Origin of the sequence: Lysinibacillus sp. SGAir0095, assembly GCF_005491425.1 — a bacterium.
Lineage (GTDB): Bacteria > Bacillota > Bacilli > Bacillales_A > Planococcaceae > Ureibacillus.
Map to the genome: position 1 here is coordinate 179020 of NZ_CP028083.1, position 17809 is coordinate 196828.

14 protein-coding genes are annotated in these 17809 nt (G+C 36.0%); 10 read left to right on the forward strand and 4 right to left on the reverse strand.

The genetic code is table 11. The features are described from left to right. The first annotated feature begins 491 nt into the window (after positions 1-491). The 6 genes from C1N55_RS20380 (at position 492) to C1N55_RS00860 (ending at position 5428) form a co-directional block, all read left to right on the forward strand. The gene (locus C1N55_RS20380) at positions 492-773 is read left to right on the forward strand and encodes a hypothetical protein (protein ID WP_168193760.1); all 282 of its coding nucleotides are present in this window, start codon (positions 492-494) and stop codon (positions 771-773) included. 383 nt (positions 774-1156) lie between these two features. Beyond that, on the forward strand, positions 1157-1876 hold the full coding sequence (locus C1N55_RS00840; protein WP_137727060.1) for a nucleotidyltransferase domain-containing protein: 720 nt from the start codon (positions 1157-1159) through the stop codon (positions 1874-1876). Positions 1877-1923: 47 nt separating this feature from the next. Further along, positions 1924-2412, forward strand: a complete 489-nt coding sequence (locus tag C1N55_RS00845) for an NUDIX hydrolase (protein ID WP_137727061.1) — start codon at positions 1924-1926, stop codon at positions 2410-2412. Between the two features lie 126 nt (positions 2413-2538). Further along, a complete protein-coding gene (locus tag C1N55_RS00850) occupies positions 2539-2964 on the forward strand; it encodes a hypothetical protein (RefSeq protein WP_137727062.1) in 426 nt (141 codons plus the stop codon). Between the two features lie 359 nt (positions 2965-3323). Next, the gene (locus C1N55_RS00855; protein WP_137727063.1) at positions 3324-4505 is read left to right on the forward strand and encodes a CaiB/BaiF CoA transferase family protein; all 1182 of its coding nucleotides are present in this window, start codon (positions 3324-3326) and stop codon (positions 4503-4505) included. 308 nt (positions 4506-4813) lie between these two features. Continuing rightward, positions 4814-5428: a C40 family peptidase gene (locus tag C1N55_RS00860; protein WP_137727064.1), complete on the forward strand. Its 615-nt coding sequence runs from the start codon at positions 4814-4816 to the stop codon at positions 5426-5428. Here the strand turns inward: C1N55_RS00860 and C1N55_RS00865 are convergent. Then, complete coding sequence (locus C1N55_RS00865) at positions 5393-6853, reverse strand: hypothetical protein (protein WP_137727065.1); 1461 nt, start codon at positions 6851-6853, stop codon at positions 5393-5395. The two genes, C1N55_RS00860 and C1N55_RS00865, sit on opposite strands and share 36 nt — an antisense overlap. A 658-nt stretch (positions 6854-7511) precedes the next feature. Between C1N55_RS00865 and C1N55_RS00870 the strand changes: the two genes are divergently transcribed. After that, a complete protein-coding gene (locus tag C1N55_RS00870; protein WP_137727066.1) occupies positions 7512-8441 on the forward strand; it encodes an AEC family transporter in 930 nt (309 codons plus the stop codon). A 110-nt stretch (positions 8442-8551) separates the two neighbouring features. Here C1N55_RS00870 and C1N55_RS00875 read toward each other — a convergent pair whose 3' ends face one another. After that, positions 8552-10045: a catalase gene (locus C1N55_RS00875; RefSeq protein WP_137727067.1), complete on the reverse strand. Its 1494-nt coding sequence runs from the start codon at positions 10043-10045 to the stop codon at positions 8552-8554. A 994-nt stretch (positions 10046-11039) separates the two neighbouring features. Between C1N55_RS00875 and C1N55_RS00880 the strand changes: the two genes are divergently transcribed. Beyond that, positions 11040-12206, forward strand: coding sequence for an IS256 family transposase (locus tag C1N55_RS00880; protein ID WP_137727068.1), 1167 nt, complete (start codon positions 11040-11042; stop codon positions 12204-12206). A 651-nt stretch (positions 12207-12857) separates the two neighbouring features. Continuing rightward, positions 12858-13931: a nitric oxide synthase oxygenase gene (locus C1N55_RS00885; protein ID WP_240758343.1), complete on the forward strand. Its 1074-nt coding sequence runs from the start codon at positions 12858-12860 to the stop codon at positions 13929-13931. Positions 13932-14004: 73 nt separating this feature from the next. Here the strand turns inward: C1N55_RS00885 and C1N55_RS00890 are convergent, their stop codons facing one another. Further along, positions 14005-14559: a restriction endonuclease gene (locus C1N55_RS00890; protein WP_240758344.1), complete on the reverse strand. Its 555-nt coding sequence runs from the start codon at positions 14557-14559 to the stop codon at positions 14005-14007. A gap of 80 nt (positions 14560-14639) precedes the next feature. Beyond that, on the reverse strand, positions 14640-15854 hold the full coding sequence (locus C1N55_RS00895) for a CynX/NimT family MFS transporter (protein WP_137727070.1): 1215 nt from the start codon (positions 15852-15854) through the stop codon (positions 14640-14642). Positions 15855-16273: 419 nt separating this feature from the next. Between C1N55_RS00895 and C1N55_RS00900 the strand changes: the two genes are divergently transcribed. Further along, positions 16274-17731 (forward strand): amino acid permease, encoded by a 1458-nt coding sequence (locus C1N55_RS00900; protein WP_137727071.1) that lies wholly within the window; start codon positions 16274-16276, stop codon positions 17729-17731. The last annotated feature ends 78 nt before the right edge of the window (positions 17732-17809 follow it).

Below are 17809 nucleotides of genomic sequence, written 5' to 3' on the forward strand. Positions count from 1 at the left end.
CCCAACAACTCCAATGGTCAAGGGTTTTCCTTCACTTCATTTTTATCATCCACACACGCAGATAAAATGGAAGTCAGAAGATTTTGTACTTCATGAAATAAAAAGCTCCCTTCCAATGAACAATTTATTTCCCATGCTTTTTCACAAAATTTATCAAATAAACTAATAGGGAAATTAAAAACGAAAGTAGAATAATAAGAATAGTTCCGAATGTATATACTGCTGTTTCAACATAGTCTCCACCATCGAAAAGGTTACCTAAAACAAAAAATAGAATAACACTAATGAATATACATAGAAAAAATATACTAATATATCTGGACATAATTTCCTCCTTATCGATTTACAAGCTGTAAATTCAATATTTCATCTTGAAACAATGTATGATATTACTATATTTTACCATAAATAATTTTTAGAAGAGTTCTAGATTGAAACTTTCTGAAATGGGGTTGTTATCGAAGGCATATCTAGGATAGGTGTCCAGACTATTGTACATATTCACCAAAACGCATTTATTCATCTGCCTTGTATTTGACGCTTCTTTACACTCATATATTAGAACTAAAAAGGAAGTGTATGAGCTGAGAAAGTGTAAAGTCATTTTGATTGGCTTCATGGTCAGTATGTTTGCTGCGATATTTTTATTCTTAAATAATAGTTCAAATGAAAACCAAACTGATGAATCGGTTGTGGTGATAGATGCTGCACAATTAGATAATTACAAAGAGATAGCAATTCCAGCTGTACAAATTAAAAACATAAAGATTTGATGTAAATTGAGAATTTACTATATGGAGATAAAGGGATATTACACAAATTAATCAATGAGCTAATGGAAAAGGGCTATTCATCACACACTTTGACGCTATCTTATTCTCCAAAGGATGTTCAAATAAATATTATACTCTTAGATAGGATAGCTACCGAAAAGGAACAGGGAATTTTGAAGTCCATTTTCCTCGAAATTATTAAAGAAAACAATCTTGATCCAAATATTTTCACTCTAAAAGTAAGTGATGAGAAGGATGAGAAAAATAAGAACGGGGGTACCTCCTAAATAATTGCCCAGCTAAGTCACATTATCAATAAATGTATATATTTTCTAATAAATCCATTGAAAATAGGGGAAACGAAAGGGGTAAAGGGATATCTGATGAGTAATCAAAATAGAATTGAACCGTTTGTTGCAGCAAAACTTTTTGTGGATAAATATTACCTGAATTGCCAAGGTGCCTTGCTTGCTGGAAGTGTTGTAAGAGGGGAGGCTACGGATACTTCAGACCTTGATATCGTAATCTTTGACGCTCAAATTTTGAATTCTTTTAGGCAATCAATCATAGATTTCGATTGGCCAATCGAGGTTTTTGTACATAATTTAAGTTCTTATAAACCATTTTTTGAAGCTGACTATCAAAGGGCAAGGCCGTCTTTACCTAGAATGATATCGGAAGGAATAATTATTAAAAATCTTGGCGTTATAGAGAAGATAAAAGATGAAGCAAATGGTATTTTATGCGGAGGACCTGAAGAATGGCCATTGGAAGTAATCCAATCTAAAAGATATTTTATGACGGACGCTCTTGAAGATTTTATTGGTTCAACTAACAGAGCAGAGGAACTTATGATTGCCAATACTTTGTCGGATCTTATCCAAGAGTTTGTTTTGAGGAGCAACGGTCGATGGATAGGTTCTTCAAAATGGATAATACGGGAATTAAATCTCTTTGATGCCGATTTCACAAGACAATTCACTGATGCTTTTGAAACTTTTTATAAGCATGGTGATAAATCAAAAGTTATTGAATTAGTTGAACAAATTTTATCTCCCTATGGAGGTCGCTTATTTGCCGGATTTCGGTTAGATTCAAATTAATATCTCAATTTATCAAGTCAAAAATTGTTTCGATTGGAGGGAGAAAAGTGAGTACTACTTATGTAAACTGGGGTGAATCAAAAGTTAAATTGACTTGGAAGAAAAAAAACGAGCTTCCGCAGCTTAATTTGATCACAAGTGTACACGGATTTTGTTTTTATGATAATCAATTACTATTGGTGGATTTAAATCATAGAGGATGGGATTTTCCAGGAGGCCATATCGAACCTGGAGAAACCCCAAATGATTGCTTTAAACGGGAAGCTTTGGAGGAAGGGTATGTGGAAGGTGCATGTAAATTGTTAGGATACATAACTGTAGACCACAGTGAAAATCCTGTATGGACAGTGCATAGCCCATACCCGAAGATCGGTTTTCAAGTGTTTTACAAAATGAATATAACTCAACTACTACCGTTCGATGGTAAGTATGAATCTTCTCAACGTAAGTTGATCAATCCAAATGAGGTTTCTTTATACTATGAAAAATGGAACGATTTTTATCAAGAAATATTGGATTGTGCTTTACAAGCATAACCAATAACATCAAGATAGAAAGTTCCTTTTATTTTTAGTGAAAAATGGAAATGTAAGAAGTATCGCACAGTTTAAATTTCTATTTGCAATCCTATACTTAAAAATAAAAAAGGATTGAACAACATCATGAAAAACAGAAAACTTACCTTCAGTGTACTAACAGTATTTTTAACTCTAGTGGCTTCATTATTTTATAACCTCTCTTCTACAGAAGGTAAAACACCTGAAGAATCTACAAAGGATAGCTCTGAGATACAGGAAGAAAATCAGAAGATGTTAGAGGAGATGGAGGATTTCCTATTTAGTAATAATGGCATTATGGAGCAAGCATCCGATGAGTTAATGAAATATGGATACAAAACTCGAACAGCACTTGCCTTTTACTCTAAAGAGGATATCCAATTAAAATTTATCTTAGTAAATAAAGAAGCAACAAAATCAGAGCAAGAGAAGGTAAAATCAATATTCTTTGAATTGGTTGAAAAGAACAATCTAGATCCTGCTGCGTTCACTGTTAAAGTCGGTGATGAAAATGATGGGCCAGACTGGTAAACGGTTTATATAGTAAAATAATTTGGGGACTTTAATCCATCAAGGGTTGAGGTTCTTTTTTATTAAAACTATAGAACAATCAACTTCATTTTTTATGGATGTTTAAGTTTATCTACAGGAGTAGTCTTAGTAAGAGACTGAAAATTCCCCATGATAATGCGTAACACTGTTCATATTTTCATCTTTTTCCCCATATAATTTTCAGATAATTTACACTATAATATTCATAATATATACAAGTATATGGAAAATCTGTTATAATACTGTTATATAAAATGGATTCTGTATTATAACATAGGTAAATCGATTAAAATATTTGTGCATTTGTACAAGTCACTTTGTACTTAGGGGGATGGGAAATGACAATTTTAAAGGGGTTAAAAATTCTCGACTTTTCTTCATTATTGCCTGGTGCTTTTACGACTATGATGTTTGCGGATTATGGTGCTGATGTAATCCACGTTGAATCTTCACGTAGAGTAGATATGATGCGGATTATGCCACCATATAATGAGGATAAGGAATCCTATATTCATCAGCATCTGAATCGTTCCAAGAAATCGCTTACGCTTAACTTAAAAACACCTGAAGCGATTGAAATCGTAAAATCCTTAATTCAGGAATATGATATTGTAATTGAAGGATTTCGACCAGGAGTAATGGAACGGTTGGGTATTGATTACGAGTCACTCAAAGCGGTAAATCCAAAGCTTATTTATTGCTCCATCACAGGCTATGGGCAAACAGGGCCGTATCAGCAACGTCCTGGGCATGATAATAATTACCTTTCCATTGCGGGGGTGCTTGATCACTCGCGTTTTAAGGGCAAAAAGCCAGTTGCGATGGGCATTCAGATTGCGGATATTGCAGGTGGGACATTACATGCAGCGGTAGGGGTGCTGGCTGCAGCTTTACACCGTGAACAAACGGGTGAAGGGAAGTATATTGATGTCTCCATGACAGATGCTGCTTTTACATTTAATGCATTGTATGGGACCTCCTTTTTAGCGAGTGGACAATTGGCAAAGCCAGAAGAGGAGATATTAAACGGAGGAACCTTTTATGATTATTATCAGACAAAGGATGGCCGTTATTTCTCTGTCGGAAGCTTAGAGCCACAGTTCAGAAAGCTATTGTGTGAGGCGCTCGATATACCGGAGCTAATTCAAAGTACATTTAACGATTCTTCCTATACACAGAAACGTTTTAAAGAGGCAATAAAGGATGCATTCCTGACTAAAAATTTTGATGAATGGCTCGAAAGAATCAAAGATTTTGATGGGTGTGTTGAACCTGTCTTAACATTTGAAGAAGCTTGTAATCACCCACAGATACAAGCGCGACAAATGGTTGTGGAAGTTCCTGAAGCTAATGGGAAAATGCAAAAGCAAATCGGTACAGCCATTAAGTTTGACCAAATGAAGCCTACCTATAACTATGTGGGAGCGAAGTTAGGTGAGCATACACAGGAAATTCTAAAAAGCATTGGTTATTCGGAGGAACAAATAAATCTATTAAATGAAAGTGGCGTTTTAGAATAACTCAATTCTTTATAAAAAGTATGGGGTGTCCAGAAAGTTAATTGATCTGGACACCCTTTGAACCTTCTTATTAACTATCTACTAGAAAATAGTGCGCCAGCGATGGTCAAATTAAAAAATGGTACTAACCTCGTCCGCATGGGAAGTTTCAAAAATCTTTTCAAATGCCCCCTTTTTGAAACTTTTTGCAATGTAATTCGTATTTTTATAGTAGATTCCAAAATTAAGGAAATCTTCATATATTTATTAATTTAATCTTAACAATTTCTTGTTATTATAGAGAGTAAGAGAGTTTGCGGGGTGATGAGATGACAAAAATGGTTTATATTGTGCTAACAAAAACTAAAACAGTATTATCAAAGGCAATCCAAATCTATACACAGCATGACTTTAATCATGTCTCAATCTCCTTTGATTCTGAGTTGAAAGAGATGTATAGCTTCGGGAGGAAAAATATAAATAATCCTTGGATTGGTGGTTTTGTGCATGAGAATCCATCTTCAACCCTGCTTAGAGAATCTAACTGCGTGATTCTTGCATGTCCTGTTACAGAGCAGCAATATAACGTACTGAAAAATAGAATATCCTATTATAAGCAAAATAAAAATGAATATAAATATAATTTCATAGGTTTGTTTGGTGTTGCTTGTCGTGTAAAAATAAAAAGAGAGAGAGCTTTTTTCTGCTCTCAATTTATTTCGACTTTATTTGAAGAAGCGGGCCTACCCCTATATGGAATAAGCCCATATTTTATAAAACCGAATGATTTTGTCAACTTGCCTTATCTTACTTTTATCTATAAAGGTACGATAGAAGATTTTATAGGGTTTAGCGAAGAAAAACAAAAGAAAAAAAGATCGCTTTCCACTATACATGCTATTGCCTTATCAGCTCTTTACATGGGCAGAAACAAAGTCTCGTAAATCAGCAAAGTGAACATCATTTATTAAATACTTCTTGTAAACTTCCATTAACTTCTCGAAAATTTCATAGTTTTCCGTTACAAAAAGCGCTTTTAAAATGTTGCAAATATGCTTAGATGTCATATGGGCGATATCAAAAAAAGGGCTTTTTTCATCTTGGTAGTTTTGTAACCATACTTCAACCGACTGTACAACATTTTGAGGTGAGTTGTGGATAATGTAGGCGATATCCCGTTGTACAGTAGCTTCTATTTTATAGATTGCATCCTGGTCATCTTGCTCGCGATTAAAATAATCATAAAGACTGATACACGATGCGATCTCATGCTGTTTAAGAAGTTCTACAACCTCATAAAAGTTGTTGTTTTGCACAAGAGCATCGATTAGAATGGTGAAAATTTGTTCTAAATAGTTTTTATCGTAGCGTTTAACAAGAGTATTTGGCTCTGGCTTTAAATTTGGCAGGACATCACTATACTCTAAAAATAATTCGATGGCATGGTTGATTAAACGATCATTCGCTATCAAATACTTACCATATTCAATAACCCTCGCTGTATCATTATGCTCAGATGCAGTAATAGCTTGAATATAAGATAAAAGCGTATATTCCTTCTCGGACAGCGCCCATTTTCCAGTCCCCCATGAAGAAATAATTTCTTCGATAAGTGAATCTACTTTACGAAAATGGCGTTTGCCGCCATTAAAATGGGAGATTAAATTATATAAATGTAGTTCCTTTAAATGATAGGAACGGATATTTTCCTGATCTAGAAACGTGATCAGGTGATTCGTAATGATAACGGATTGATTTAAAGTAAAATGCTTTTCTAATAGTAATTTGAAATGCTTGATTAATTTATTGGGATTATGAATAGTAGCCAAAGAATTCTGCATAAAAAGGGAATAAATTTTTTTAATAAACAATACATTCCAGAATTCGTGGTGATCATTAAGAATCGTATGTAAAAGGTATTTATTGCCTACCTGGTAGAGGTATATTTGTCTTAAACCACCATATGACCTCGATCTCGCTATTTTAACTTCTTTTCCAATTACAAGCCCAATCAGAGTGTCAAACTGTAATTGATTGTGTATAGTGAGATAATCCCAAAGCGTCTTCTTTCCTGATTCAGATGAAAAAAAAGCTGCTAAACGATCATTTGCATTTTCAATATCGATTGCAGTCTCCTGTAGGCTAGCATGTAAAAACAAATCCACATTTCCCCAGAATTTTTGAGTTAATGTAAAAATTAAATTTTGTGCTCTAGTTTTAGTCACCAGTATAAAATCAAGTGGAAGGTATGCGCCAAAAATGTCATGATGAAGTTCCTCATTGCGGGTAAGGTTTAAAATAGTATCCTCAAGAGGTTGTCCAATCCTTCCTCTAGCATTGTTTAGTAGCAGCTCATCAATTTTTAGCATGGTAATCTTCCTTCCAAAGAAAAATCATACTCAAAATATATCAGATTATTTTGTAATATTGTACGAAAAAGTATAATTTACTAATTTTGTAAGCTTCCATGACGTATTACAAAAAGAAAAACATCTAAATAGGAGAAGGAAGTAGCCACTCCTATTTAGACGTTTAGTTATTTTTTAGGCTTACTCTTTAAAGTTAAAGCAGATAGAATGGTTGCGATATAGACAACAGCCGTAAATATAATACTTCCTATTTGCAACTCGCCTGTATTTGAATAGTTTCTTATTAAGCTTATAGTAAAAAGTACGGAGATGAATAGACATATAAAGAAATGTCTTTTATTATTTCGCTTTTTCATGAATACCTCATTTTAAAATGTATTTACTTTGATGGTAACAGAGCGAAATAAGTACTTGCAATCGTTTCGCTCTTTCTAATAGATGAATAATTGCGACTAATGGGGATGGTTAACAATTTGTTGATAAAACCTACTTTCCTAAATAGTTAGGAAAGTAGAAGATTTCAAAGCTAGCTTCATTAAGGAAAGACATCAACTCGACCTAGATTGGTCGAGTTGTATTTTCTCATATATCATCTCATTAAAGAAAGGAGTAAAATAAGGTTAATTATACCGCATGTACGGAAAGGATTTAGTAAACGATGCCCTACTTATCTATGATATTTTTCCAAATCGTTGCACCTATCTTAGTGTTATTAGTAATAGGTGTAGGGTTACAGAAAAAATTCCAATTTAATTTAAAAGCGATGTCGCAGTTGCTCACCTATTGTTTTATGCCAATTGCAGTTTTTCTTAATATCTATGAAACTTCTATCCAAATGACAGTACTTGGACAAGTTGCATTATTTGTTACCATTTTTATTGGTGGTCAAATGATTCTAAGTCACTATATTGCTAAGCTACTTGGCCTTGAGCGAAAGGAATCAGCTGTATTTAAAAATAGTGTTGTTCTTATTAATTCAGGTAACTACGGGATTCCGGTAGCTCAAATGGTTTTTGCTACACAACCAATAGGGGTTGCGATTCAGGTAATACTCGTAATTTTCCAAAACATGACGACATATACATATGGCTTGTACAATTTAATATCTACAACCAAATCGGGTAAAGAGATTTTCAGAGACTTTTTAAAAATGCCAATTGTCCATGCTCTTATTGTGGGTGTCCTACTGAATATCTATAATATTGAAATCCCTCAATTCTTCCGGATACCTCTAGATCATATTTCGGATGGATTTGTGGCAATGGCCCTGATCACACTGGGGGCACAGCTCTCTCAAATCGAATTAAAGACTATGATGAATAAAACGATTTTTATAAGTTGCTTTACAAGATTAATAATAGGACCAGCTACGGCTTTGCTCTTTATTTATCTGTTGGGAATCGACGGGGTTGTGGCACAGTCTCTTTTTATTGCAAGTTCCTTCCCGACTTCACGGAATAGCTCAAGTCTTGCCCTTGAGTACGATATAGAGTCGAACACAGCTGCACAAACGGTATTATTTTCTACTATCGTCAGCTGTTTAACGGTGACATTTGTAATCTATTTATCTACTGTTTTGTTTGGTTAATAAATTAAAAAAGCTTCGTAATTCTTTGAAATTACGAAGCTTTTATTTTTGGATTGGATATCAATGATATGTAGATAAGCTATTATCTAGGCTTATCTAGTACTCGACAATTATTGACCTACTTTAGCTAAGTAAGGGTTTGAAAGGTCCATACCGTCTAATGTTAAGCCTAGAGCTTTGGCTACACCTTCACCATAAGCTGGATCAGCTAAATAGCAGTGTAAGATGTGACGGCGTTGAATAAATTCTTCTACACCTTGTAAGTTTTCTGCAGTGTTCTGGAATAAAACTTCTTTTTGTTCAGCAGTCATTAAGTTGAATAACTTACCTGGCTGCTCGAAGTAGTTATTGTCATCTTCACGGAAGTCGTAGATGTCAGCACCACCATCTAATGCTAAAGCAGGCTCTTTATATTGTGGTTGAGCTTGCAGGGCACCATAGCTGTTTGGATAGTAAGTTAATGCACTGCCGTTGTTTCCATCAACTCGGCCTTGACCATCGCGGTGGTAAACCATGAATGGGCAACGTGGTTGGTTAACTGGAATTTGGTAATGGTTCACACCTAAACGGTAACGAGTAGCATCTGCGTATGCGAATAAACGAGCTTGTAACATACGGTCAGGAGAGAATCCAATACCAGGTACTACGTTAGATGGAGCAAATGCTGCCTGCTCAACATCAGCGAAGTAGTTTTCTGGGTTTTTGTTTAATTCGAATTCACCAACTGGAATTAGTGGGTATTCAGATTTGTACCAAACTTTAGTTAAGTCGAATGGGTTATCTTTAGAATTACGAGCTTGCTCTTCAGTCATCACTTGGATGTACATTTTCCATTTAGGGAAGTCGCCTTTTTCGATTGAATCGAATAGGTCACGTTGTGAAGATTCACGGTCTTGACCAATTACTTTAGCTGCTTCTTCACCAGATAAGTTTTTAATACCTTGTTCAGAACGGAAAGTGAATTTCACATATACACGCTCGTTGTCAGCGTTAATCATTGAGTAAGTGTGAGATCCAAATCCGTGCATGTGACGGTAGCCATCTGGAATACCACGGTCAGACATTACGATTGTTACTTGGTGTAATGCTTCAGGCAGGCTAGTCCAGAAATCCCAGTTACTATTAGCATTGTGCATATTAGTTTTTGGGTCACGTTTAACAACGTGGTTTAAATCAGGGAAGTGTAATGGATCACGGAAGAAGAATACAGGTGTATTGTTACCAACTAAATCCCAGTTACCTTCTTCAGTATAGAATTTAAGTGCAAATCCGCGGATATCGCGCTCTGCGTCAGCTGCTCCACGCTCACCAGCTACTGTTGAGAAACGAGCGAACATTTCTGTTTTCTTGCCAACTTCAGAGAAGATTTTTGCTTTTGTATATTTAGTAATGTCATGAGTTACTGTGAAAGTACCGAATGCACCTGAACCTTTAGCGTGCATACGACGTTCTGGAATAACTTCACGGTTAAAGTTTGCTAATTTTTCAATTAAGAAAACGTCTTGTAATAGAATTGGACCACGACGACCAGCTGTTAACGCATCGTCATTACTTACGACTGGCGCACCAGTAGTAGTAGTCAAACGTTGATTATTGTTTGTCATGTTTGTACCTCCTAAGTTTAAATGAATCTCTTCAAAAATGAGTATAACAAATCTAAATCATAATTTCTACTAAATTATAATAATTCTATTTAAGAAATGTTTATATTTAATTAACTATTTGTAATATTAAATTATTTGCAATAGGGAGATTGACTGTTTTTGAGTAATGGATTGTGAATGGTTACTGTATTTAATGTTAAATTGAGTGGGTTTTGTATGGTTGTTATTCAAGAGCTTTATATAATCATTTTAATAAAATAATATTCATTTAACTGTGAGGAAAATCACTCTTATTGAAAATCGAGTGTTCTAATTGAAAATGTAGAGGAATTGTCTTTCTCGAGTGTTCTTTATATCTATTATTATATAAGATAAGTATTAATTTTGAAAAGTAATAAAACCTCTTGAGAAAGTATGAGAAAATGGCGGGTTTTTGAAGTTGGAACTGGCAAGTTTTTGCAGTTGTTGAGTAGGGCGGATGAAGCACTTTGTGAGTGAATTTTCTAGAGGAGCAGGTCATCATAGGGTGGATGGATGAAGCACTTTGTGAGTGGATTTTCTGGAGGAGCAGGTCAGCGTAGGGTGGATGAAGCACTTTGTGAGTGAATTTTGTGACGGAAAAGGACTTCATGAGGTAGATGAAGCAGTTTGTGAGTGAATTTTTTGGTGGAGAAGGTCATCATAGGTTGGATGAAGCACTTTGTGAGTGAATTTTTTGAAGGAGAAGGTCATCATAAGGCGGATGAAGCACTTTGAGAGTGAGTTTTTTGAAGGAGAAGGTCATCATAGGGTAGATGAAGCACTTTGTGAGTGAAGTTTTGGTGGAGAAGGTCATCATAGGTTGAATGAAGCACTTTGTAAGTGGATTTTCTGGAGGAGAAAGACTTCATAAGGTGATTAAGTCCATATAATTGTGTAAAAAGAAAAAGAGTCATTTTATTCTCTCTTGGATACAATGTTTTCAGCGACGATAAACATGAAAGAGGGAATAATAATGACTCAATTACAGTTTAACTTAGATATGGACTTTTTAAAAGATTCTGTACTAAATTCTGACTTAAATACAGTGGTTAAATCTGCTTTAGTATTAGTTTTAAATGAGTTTATGGAAAAAGAAAGAGACGAATATTTAAATGCAGCGGCTTATGAGCGTTCGAATGATCGAATCGATTACCGAAATGGCTACTACGAGCGTGAAATCGTTATGAGTGTTGGAAAACTAACTTTAAAAGTTCCTAGAACTCGCAACGGTGAATTTTCTACTAGTGTGTTTGAAAAATATGCTAGACATGATCAAGCGTTGATTCTATCGATGATAGAAATGGTTGTAAATGGTGTCTCCACAAGAAAGGTAACTCAAATTGTGGAACAGCTTTGTGGTGAAACTGTATCAAAATCACTCGTGTCTTCACTGACTCAAAAACTAGATCCCATTATTAACACTTGGGCAAACAGACCTTTAAACACGACTTACTATCCTTATATTTTTCTGGACGCAATGTATATTAAAGTGCGTGAACATCACCAAGTTGTATCGAAGGCTGTCTATATTGCAACGGCTATTACAGAAGAGAATAAACGTGAAATTTTGGGTTTAAGTGTAGACCATGTGGAGAGCTATGATAGCTGGAGTCGTTTTCTTCAACACTTAAAATCCCGAGGAACTCAATCACCCAAGTTAGTTATATCTGATGCTCACCAAGGTTTACGAAAAGCCATCCAACGCGAATTCATCGGAACTACATGGCAAAGATGCAACGTACATTTTAAACGTAATATTATTGAAAAGCTGCCGAAAAAGGATTCAGGAGATTTCCGTCTCATGATTAGACGTATCTTTGATGCAGTTACCCTTGATGATATGCGCAAATTTAAAGATGAATTAATGAATCAGTATGCAGAAGATCGCAGATATGAAAAAGCACTTACAGTACTAGATGAAGGTTTCGAAGATACCATTCAATATATGAATTTTCCGAAAGGTATACGTGTCAATATTCGAAGTACGAATTCTCTGGAACGACTAAATCAAGAAGTACGTAGAAGAGAGAACGTAATCCGTATCTTCCCTAATACCCAATCTGCCTTTAGATTAGTTGGTGCTGTGTTAATGCACTATCAAGAAAACGATTATTCAAAAAGAACAGGACTTTCTAGATAGTATTTCTGATTTATCTTGTCAACCTTAACTCCCGCCCAGGGAGTATCTCACATTCCGTAAAGGCTATCAAAGTGAAAAGAGCCTTTGACAGCCTTTACGGAATATGAGTGATTAACCCATGGGAGTTAAGGGAGAAAAATGTAGTGGGTGGATAATTTATTACCCCCAATTTTTACAATTAAAATTTAGTTGAAAACATTCGTATTGAATTTTACACAATAACTTGGACTTGACTTCATAAGGTGAATTAAGCATTATTTATAAGCCGTTTTAATCGTACTAAGGTCAAAGTGTTCCCAAAAGGAAGCTACACCAAGGTCAAAGTGTCTCAAAAGGCCACCAAATGGGACAAAAGGAAGCTCCAACAAGGTCAAAGTGACCCAAAAGGCCTCCTATTGAGTTAAACCAAAGCTCCTCCAAGCTCAAACTGTCTTAAACCCTACCTTTGTCTATCCCGAATAACCTCCAACTGTCTTAAACCCCGTCTCTGTCTATTCATCCCAAACTCTTAAGAAATACCAATCCCAATCCCTCGCCCCATAATTTTGTCTATTCTTAGTCATATATATAATTTACATCTTTTAGCTAGTCACACATTCGTTGAGTTCATGAATTTCATTCCTATAAAATAGGGTTATGGAGGAACTAACCATGACACAATTACATGAGAATATTGAAAAACAGCGTAAAGAAGCAATTGAATTTTTAACTCTATATAAAAATGAAAACGCCTTATCTAATCAGTGGTTAAGGGATCGTTTAGATGAAATCAAGCAAGAACAAAAATATATTCCAACTACCGAAGAACTGGTTTTTGGAGCAAGGGTTGCCTGGAGAAATAGTAATCGTTGTATTGGGAGGCTATTTTGGAACTCGTTACAGGTGTTTGATGAACGTCAAGTAGAGACTGAGGAGGAAGTTTATAAAGCGCTTCTTCGGCATATTGAATTCGCAACAAATGGCGGGAAAATTCGTCCGACGATTACAATTTTCAAGCCAAACTCCATAAGAATATGGAACTATCAATTAATTCGATACGCGGGATATGAAACGGAAGAGGGAATCATTGGTGATTCAGATTCCATTGAACTTACAAGAATATGTGAGGAACTAGGATGGAAAGGTGAGAGAACACCCTTTGATATATTACCGTTCGTTATCCAAATTGGCTCGAACAAACCTGCTCTATTTGAAATTCCAAAAAAATACGTATTGGAAGTGGCTATCCGTCACCCGCAATACGAAGAATTAGCCCAGTTGAATTTAAAGTGGTATGCAGTTCCAATGGTTTCAAATATGAAACTTAGTGTAGGCGGCATTGAATTCAATGCGGCGCCATTCAATGGCTGGTATATGGGGACAGAAATAGGAGCACGCAATCTAGCAGATGTAAACCGTTATAATTTATTGCCAACAGTGGCAAGAATAATGGGCCTTGAAACAAAATCGAATATTTCTCTCTGGAAGGATCGAGCCCTAGTTGAATTGAATCTTGCAGTACTTCATTCTTTTAAAGAGGATGGGGTCAGTATAGTCGATCATCATACAGCAGCACAGCAGTTTAAGTTATTTGAACAACAAGAGGTTGAGGCGAATCGTCAAGTAACGGGAAATTGGTCGTGGTTGATTCCGCCGGTTTCGCCTGCGACTACGCATATCTTTCATAAACCGATCGAAAATCTTATAAAAAAACCAAACTACTTCTATCAAAAAAATCCCTTTTAAATAAAGAAAAGGAGCCCATCCTCATCCAGGATGAAAGAGCTCCTTTTCTCGTTTTAACCAGTTAAATTACATACTATCGTTTCTTTAAGATCATCTCGATTAATTCTTCGCGGTCGATTAAATAGACATCGTTTGACTCGGCCAGTTTTTCGGCTTGCTTTGTGAAATAGCTGTTTGTCACAACCCATCCTTGCGTGGCTTCGTACATTTTCAAAGCACCGATAATTTCTTGAACGGCTTTAACTCCAACATTTCCGGAATAGCGTTTTGCTTGAACAGCAATAATATCGTCACGATCCTCCAGTATTAAATCGGCTCCGTAATCTCCGGAAGCCTTGGTGTAGGAAACATGATAGCCGCGTTTATTAAAAAGATGCCCTAGAAATTCCTCAAATTCTTCGCCTGTCATCTCATCAATCTCTCTAATGCCGGCTCTTCTTAATCGAGCAGATCCTCTTGTACTTAGCCAAATTTTAAAGATGATGAGCAGGATTAGGAAAACAACCATTGCTCCGATGGCACCATTCATTGTCTCGGTATAATGCCAGCCCACATATCCAACGGCAAGTAAGCCAAGTATAGGAATTAACCGAATACGTGATTTCTTTTTTTCTTTATTCTTTCCCAACAAGGTAACCCCTTTAACTACAATTTATATTATTGTAACACAAAAAGGGTACATACGTTTGCTTTTGTATCTTCGTTCCTTTATAAATAGCGATCCTTTGCACTAATGAATGCTGTAAAGAATAAAATTACTGCTGCAATGATAAATAGAACATTCGGTGAGTTCCAGCTACCTGTTGCATCATGCAAAAATCCAAATAATACGGGTCCTGCTGCAGCGAGCAAATAACCTATCGATTGAGCAAAACCGGAAATTTGAGCTGCTTCATAGGCCGTTTGAGTGCGTAATGTAAAGAGCATCATGATCACGCCAAAGGATGCCCCACCCGCCAATCCAATACAAATCATCCAGACAGCTGTAAAATCAGTGAGTCCAAGCATTAATCCGGCAAATCCAATGATATAAAGAATGGTAAACATATACACCAAAGGACGTTGCGAGCGTAACTTTTCGGCAATTATCGGAATAAGGAACGTCATCGGGATTTGTGACATTTGCATCACGGAAGTCAACCAACCGGCCTTATCAGCACTATATCCTTGTGATATTAAGATTTCGGGTAACCAGGAGATGGAACAATAAAATAAAAGTGACTGGAATCCCATTGAAATGGCAATTGCCCAAGCTAAGGGTTTTTTCCAAATTTTTATTTCTGGCTTATCGACTGTATCACTTGATATCGTGCTCAAATCCACTTTTTCTCCACGAAGTAAAGGAGTCCACGTTACTAATGTAATTAACGTTAAAATAACAGAAACTGCAAGAGCACCTTGCCAGCCCCAAGTAGTATTTGTTGCAATTGGATTACTAACGCCAACAGCGATTGCGGCTGAAATGTTCATTGATACGGTATAAATGCCGGTTAATAACCCGATACGTAATGGGTATTTTATTTTAAAGAAACTTGGGACTAGGACATTGCCAAAGGAAATGGCGACCCCAATCAAAAAGGTCCCGAAAATTAACATAGACGTTGTTCCAAGTGAGCGTAAAATAATACCGACTGTTAGTAAGATAATCGAGTAAAATAAAGTTTTTTCTATGCCGAACCTTCGTGAAATGCGTGGCGCAATAGGTGATACAACGCCAAAGGCAAGTAAAGGTATCGTAGTTAAAAAGCCGGCAAGGACATTTGAAATCCCGAGTCCATCTCGAATAGAAGAAATAACAGGTCCAACCCCTGTTAACGGCGTTCTAAGTGTACTTGCAAGAAAAATAATTGCGACGACGAAAATAAGTGCAGAGGATGGAATGTGCAGCCTCTTACTTTTATGAGATGCATTTGTAGTAGTCATATTATTCCTCCGTAAATGTATGTGAAAATTCTACAAATTAAAAAATAGAATTTTTCATGTTAAACTAATATTTAAACCAACTTCTATCTTACATCTTTATGTGACTTTGGGATAGTGGTGATTTCAATAAAATCACATAGGCTTCGATGTATGTACGCCTAGAGCTTAGTTAAAATTGCTCGGGTAAACTTCCATAGAAATACGTATGCAAAGAGATGTTAACATTATTCTACAGGACTAGTAATTCCCTGGAAAAAACATTTAACCTGCAAGGCACTCCTTACAAGAGAGTGACTAATTACTGATTAAAGTTAACATACCATCGCATTTGTGATGGTATTTATTTTTTTAGGATTTAAGTTTCTGTTGGAAGATTGGACATACTGTAAGTGAGTGTATTTTAAAGGAGATTTTTTTTCATGAGTGACAAAAATAGTAAGAAGAATAATCAACCTGAGCTAAAAAGAGGATTGAAAAGTCGTCATATTGCGATGATTTCTCTTGGTGGGACAATCGGGACAGGCTTATTTTTAGCTAGCGGTGCGTCCATTGCACAGGCTGGTCCAGGTGGTGCACTAGTTGCATACGCTGTAATCGGGATAATGGTATATTTCCTTATGACAAGTCTTGGGGAAATGGCTGCTTTCATGCCAACGTCAGGGTCATTTAGTACATATGCAACAAAATTCGTAGACCCTGCTTTTGGATTCGCAATGGGATGGAATTATTGGTATAACTGGGCAATTACAATCGCTGCAGAAATTTCAGCTGTTTCACTTATTATGAAATATTGGTTTCCTGATAGCTCCTCTGCTTTATGGACAGTATTATTTATAATAGTTGTATTAACCTTTAATCTTTTATCTGTAAGAGCTTATGGGGAAAGTGAATATTGGTTTGCAATGATTAAGGTAATGACGGTCATTGTATTTATCATCGTTTCGTTCTTAATGATTTTCGGTATTTTAAGAGGTCATGATCCGATTGGATTTGAAAACTTCTTTGTTGGCGATGCGCCGTTTAATGGAGGATTCCTAGCCATTTTCGGGATTTTCTTAGCAGCAGGGTTTTCGTTCCAAGGGACGGAATTATTAGGAATTACAGCCGGAGAAACAGATGATCCAGGGAAAAATATCCCTAAAGCGGTTCGCTCTGTATTTTGGAGAATCTTATTATTTTACATTTTAGCGATATTAGCTATAGGCTTACTGATTCCATATACAGATTCAAGATTGTTATCTGAGGACATAGCGGTATCTCCATTTACATTAGTATTTGATAAATTAGGGATTGCTTTTGCCGCATCGGTTATGAATGCCATTATTTTAACAGCAATGCTTTCTGCAGGAAACTCGGGACTTTATGCATCATCTCGTATGTTATGGCAGCTAGCGGTTGACGGCAAGGCGCCGAAAGTCTTTGCAAAGCTTTCTAAACGAGGAATTCCAGTCTATGCATTAATTGCAACTTTAGCTGTTGGATGTCTTGCGTTTTTATCATCCTTCTTCGGTGATGGTGTTGTATACATGTGGCTATTAAATGCATCTGGTTTATCTGGATTTATTGCATGGGTTGGGATAGCAATCAGTCACTATCGTTTCCGTAAGGCCTATTTGTTACAAGGGAATGATATCAACCTGCTTCCTTATAAAGCAAGATTTTATCCATTCGGGCCATTATTTGCGTTAATCGTCTGTATAATTGTTATTGTTGGACAAAACTACACAGCATTTTCATTCGGCTCGATTGATTGGTATGGAGTAGCCGTATCTTATATTGGGATTCCTCTCTTTATTGCTTTATGGTTAGGGTATAAAATCAAACATAAAACGAAAATCGTACCTTTAGAAGAGTGCGATATTGAAACACATAGATAAAATTTTAAATCGGTAAAAATTCAACATGATGAATTTTACCGATTTTTTTATTTTCGAAAGATGTCCTTGCTATAATGG

Bases quoted from the DNA above. Each gene is read 5' to 3' on its own strand.
- C1N55_RS00850 (WP_137727062.1), top strand. From the start codon at position 2,539: ATGAAAAACAGAAAACTTACCTTCAGTGTACTAACAGTATTTTTAACT.
- C1N55_RS00865 (WP_137727065.1), bottom strand. From the start codon at position 6,853: ATGCTAAAAATTGATGAGCTGCTACTAAACAATGCTAGAGGAAGGATT.
- C1N55_RS00900 (WP_137727071.1), top strand. From the start codon at position 16,274: ATGAGTGACAAAAATAGTAAGAAGAATAATCAACCTGAGCTAAAAAGA.
- C1N55_RS00855 (WP_137727063.1), top strand. From the start codon at position 3,324: ATGACAATTTTAAAGGGGTTAAAAATTCTCGACTTTTCTTCATTATTG.
- C1N55_RS00870 (WP_137727066.1), top strand. From the start codon at position 7,512: ATGCCCTACTTATCTATGATATTTTTCCAAATCGTTGCACCTATCTTA.
- C1N55_RS00880 (WP_137727068.1), top strand. From the start codon at position 11,040: ATGACTCAATTACAGTTTAACTTAGATATGGACTTTTTAAAAGATTCT.
- C1N55_RS00860 (WP_137727064.1), top strand. From the start codon at position 4,814: ATGACAAAAATGGTTTATATTGTGCTAACAAAAACTAAAACAGTATTA.
- C1N55_RS00840 (WP_137727060.1), top strand. From the start codon at position 1,157: ATGAGTAATCAAAATAGAATTGAACCGTTTGTTGCAGCAAAACTTTTT.
- C1N55_RS00875 (WP_137727067.1), bottom strand. From the start codon at position 10,045: ATGACAAACAATAATCAACGTTTGACTACTACTACTGGTGCGCCAGTC.
- C1N55_RS00895 (WP_137727070.1), bottom strand. From the start codon at position 15,854: ATGACTACTACAAATGCATCTCATAAAAGTAAGAGGCTGCACATTCCA.
- C1N55_RS00885 (WP_240758343.1), top strand. From the start codon at position 12,858: ATGACACAATTACATGAGAATATTGAAAAACAGCGTAAAGAAGCAATT.